This window comes from uncultured Mucilaginibacter sp. (assembly GCF_903913935.1).
Classification (GTDB): Bacteria; Bacteroidota; Bacteroidia; order Sphingobacteriales; family Sphingobacteriaceae; genus Mucilaginibacter.
Genome location: NZ_CAIWNH010000510.1, coordinates 1 through 4,448 on the forward strand (window position 1 = coordinate 1; position 4,448 = coordinate 4,448).

The following is a 4,448-nucleotide window of genomic DNA, read 5'->3' on the forward strand; positions in this document are numbered from 1 at the left end:
CAAACAAACAACAATAATGTACTATCTTTATTTATTAAAAATCAGTCAACTTTTTTTAGGACAAGTCAACGCTACAAAATTCCCTTTTATGAACTTTGATTTATGGTAATTGCGGTGAATCGTTTTTAACGGCGTCCCGAGCATTTGGGTGATTTTTATGGGACAATCGACTTCGAAATAAAAACCTACCGTAATTCGTGATTTTTTTTAGAGATTTGTCCTCCTGCAAATAAGGTATTTGTCCTGATGAAAAAACTCACCGAAAAAAACGCCGCATCCTTTACCATCGTACTCATTTTCGTCACTTTTGTGCTGCGCTGCTTTATTGCAGCCTATACAGGTTTGGGTAATGGCGAATCCTATTATTTTAGGGGTGCCCTTCAATTAAACATGAGTTATTTTGATCAGCCACCCTTGTTTTTTTGGTTAGGCGCGTTAAGCATAAAACTTTTTGGTTTGACAAATTTCGGCATCAGGTTCGCATCCGTATTGCTTTTTGCCGGTACAAGCTGGCTCATGTTTTTGATTACCAGGAAACTATTCAATGCCAAATCCGGCTTTTGGGCTGTGGTTGTAATGAATTTAAGCGCCTTGTTTACTATTGCAATTGCCTCATGGTACCAGCCTGACGCACCACTAATGTTTTTCTGGCTGCTGGCTACGTATTTTATTGTGCAGCTAATGGTAGGCCCCGGCTCTGAACATTCAGAAGCCACGCGCAACAGCCGCCGTACCTGGCTCCTGTGGTTAGCGGTTGGCATTAGCATGGGCCTGGCAACACTTAGCAAATACCACGTGTTATTTTTATTTGCTGGTGTTTTTATGTACATCGCCACCAATAAAAATCAACGCCACTGGCTGCGGCACCCCGGCCCGTATGTGGCTATAGTAATAACGCTTTTAATGGCATCGCCTATTATTTGGTGGAATTATAACAATAACTGGGTTTCATTTGTGTTTCAGGGTTCGAGGGCAGGCGCAAGCGGAAAATTCCAATTACATCCTGATTGGTTTGGCCGCAGTATTTTAGGGCAGTGTGCATTTTTACTGCCCTGGATCTGGTTCCCAACAATCAGGCAACTATTTATCTCCTACAAACTTCGCAAGCAGTTGCAGGTTTATAGTTTTACTTTTTGGATGGCGATATTGCCTATTGTATTTTTTACCACAGTTACTTTGTGGTCCGATCTTCAATTCCACTTTCACTGGCAGGCGCCTGGTTATATGATGTTGTTTATTCCGCTCGGTTTTGCTATAGATAGAAGCCTGAATACACCCGCAAAACGATTATTAACGCGCCGCTGGCTTAACTTTTCTATTTATTTTACAGTAATCACCATTGGCGTGCTGGGTACCCATTGGGTGACCGGTTTTTGGTCAGCCTATGGGCCTAAGGCCGTAGTGCATTTTTTTCACGGCGACAATCTTGACCCAACCATCCAGGGCGTTGATTATACCGATATCCAAACCCGTTTTGAAAAAGAAGGCTGGCTAAACAACCCTAATATATTTACCGGCAGTACCCGCTGGTGGTTAACCGGTAAAATCGATTGGGCACTTAAGGGTAAAAAAGATATCATCGTTTTTGACCCTGATCCGCGTAACCTGGCTTTTTTGGTCGACCCCAATACCCTCGTTGGCAAAGATTGCATTATCATTGGTGATCATCATGAACCATTCATCAATATGAATGTAAAACCTTTTTTTGATAGTGTGACCCAATTGCCCGACGTGCAGATTATCCGTAACGGTCCCGAATATACCCTGCAGGTTTACTATTGCAAAAACTTTCATAAATCTGCCGAACCAAGGATGGATTTACCTCTATACAGGCAGTTGATTGGATTGCCACCCTTTGGTAAATAGACCGCTGATTGTACTGATTATTTTGATTGCCGCTGATTTGGATCAATGGCCTGGTTTTCAATGTTAATAATTCTTGACCACATCGTTTATTATATTTTAAGCTATTGGTATATATTCGTGGGATGAAATTTTTCGCCCTGATCATTTTTATTCTATTTTTTAGATTTGTATCAGGCCAAACGGTCAATATAATTCCACTTCCGAAATCATTTGTTAAACTTAACGGTGCATTTCATTTACACAGCTATACCATTATTGGTATGAACGATAATTCAATGCTACCGCAGGCAAATTATCTTCAAACAGAACTAAAAAAGGCAGATGGCATACTTATCGCCGTTGACCCGGATGAACAAAAGGCACAAATTGATTTAAAGTTAGTTGATAAACCGGGCCTAAACGGCGCCTATAATTTGAAAATTGAGGCCAACAGGATCACCATCATCGCCTCAGGCAATGATGGAATTTTTTATGGGTTGGTTTCATTGATGCAGTTGATCAGGATGCAACCTGTGGGTAGTTCGGTTAGCCTGGCGGCATGCGAGATAGCGGATGCTCCGAGATTCCAATGGCGGGGCTTTATGCTGGATGAGTCGAGGCACTTTTTTGGGAAGGAAAAGGTAGAACAACTTTTAAACTGGATGGCCTTTTATAAACTGAATAAGTTTCACTGGCACCTTACCGATGATGACGGCTGGCGGCTTGAAATAAAAAAATACCCGCGCCTGGCACAGGTAGCTGGCATTGGTAACCATACCGATTCGCTCGCCCCGGCAAAATATTATACCCAGGAGGATATCAAAGAGATTGTTGCGTACGCCCAGGACCGTTTTATTACCGTCATCCCTGAAGTTGATATGCCGGGCCATGCTACCGCAGCAAATAAAGCATATCCGGAATTTAGCGGGGGAAGTATCCGCAATTATGAAAATTATACCTTCGACCCGGGCAATGAGAAAACCTACGGCTACCTTGCAGATATTTTGAAAGAGGTGAACGGGCTTTTTCCTTCGCATATGATCCATTTGGGTGGCGATGAGGTGGCTTTGGGTAACCAGGCCTGGGCCGGCCGGCCGGGTATAACTGAAATGATGGCAAAAAATAAGCTTACTGCACTTGATGACCTGGAACATTACTTTTTTAACCGCATGGCCGATTCGGTGATGAAAATGAACGACAATGTTTTATGCTGGGATGAAGCAGCAAGCACTAATTTGAACCCTGCCAAAACTATTGTTTTTTGGTGGCGGCAAAACTTCCCTTCTCAACTTTAGCTATCGTTGCAAAAAAAGTACGATGTGGTGCTTTGTCCGCGCCTGCCTTTGTATTTTGATTTTGTACAGGACAAGAACAATGTTTCCGGACGACGATGGAATGGCGCCTATTTTAACAGTTTAAGCAATATTTATAATTTTCCCGACAAGCAATTGCCTTCGGATGAATTGAATTCTAATCTCATCCTTGGTATACAGGCCAATATCTGGACAGAAACTATAGGTTCGGAAAAAAGGCTGGATTTTATGACTTATCCGCGGATAGCTGCTTTGGCCGAATCCGCGTGGACGGACCGGGCACTGAAAAATGAATCTTCATTCGACGAACGTTTAAAGGCCAATTTTACCTTATATGACAAGGATGGCATTTACTATTACAACCCTTTTGATCATGCCGCGCACCCGGAGGCTATAGATTTTATCCGCCATGCCCCGAAGCATGAAAAAAAAGGTAAACATCACAAGCATTTACTTGAGAAAAGTGCACGTCACCCTAAAAGTGGTAATACAGTTAAAGATAGCACTAAACATCACCGCACACGAAAAGTACGCCACCACGCAGGGTAGCGATTAAGTAAGATGGTGTAATATATTAGTAATCCTCTCCAATCTGTATTATTACAGCTAAATTTATCGAAACAATTATACCCTTCTTTATAAACTGAAATACATTGAAAAATAGCAATACTCCTAAATACTGCCATATCGCCCGTTTAATAATATTATTGGTTTTTTTAGTGACTTTCGCGAACCAGGCTTTTTGCCAGGCAGAAGTGGAACCATGGGGCAATATAAACGGGATCCGCAAAAAAGGGCAACTATTTAATTTTGAAAGCAGCATTGTAGTTGTTAAGGGGAATCAATTTATTTCAACTGGCAAGGAACGCCAGCAGCCGCACTATAAACGCAGCGGCGATGATCAAATAATTACTACAAATATTGATAGTTTATTTATAAAAGAGGTGGTAACTGATCTGTCAGGTGGAAGAATTAATGTTACAGTTACTTTGAATGCGCATGCAGCCATTGTAAACGACGGCATATTTTTTTGTTTGACATTGCCCGGCGAAGGCAGTATGCGCTTTTCGGGGTCAAGTGAAGAGTTTAAACATTTTGTTGATGCCGGCAGGAATTATGATGGTCTCGCGAATGGCGGAAAGTTTAAAACATCAGCGCAAAAAATTACCGTGAAATTTGCAAACCCGGAAGCGATCAGGATAAGAAAAGACACCACTCATGGTAAAAACGAACTGAAGTTTTATGTTGCGTTAAAGTTGAATGGTCTGAGAAAAGGGGAAATTTTACAGA

Annotated in this window: 2 protein-coding genes and 1 pseudogene; all 3 read left to right on the forward strand. The window is 41.8% G+C overall.

Features of this window, described 5'->3' with window-relative positions; all coding sequences use genetic code 11:
- Positions 1-246: 246 nt before the first annotated feature.
- On the forward strand, positions 247-1,866 hold the full coding sequence (locus QZY09_RS20525; protein WP_295675532.1) for a glycosyltransferase family 39 protein: 1,620 nt from the start codon (positions 247-249) through the stop codon (positions 1,864-1,866).
- A 122-nt stretch (positions 1,867-1,988) separates the two neighbouring features.
- Positions 1,989-3,707 (forward strand): annotated as a pseudogene (locus QZY09_RS20530) (beta-N-acetylhexosaminidase).
- Between the two features lie 104 nt (positions 3,708-3,811).
- The coding region (locus QZY09_RS20535; RefSeq protein ID WP_295675534.1) for a hypothetical protein at positions 3,812-4,448 on the forward strand (637 nt) is incomplete at its 3' end.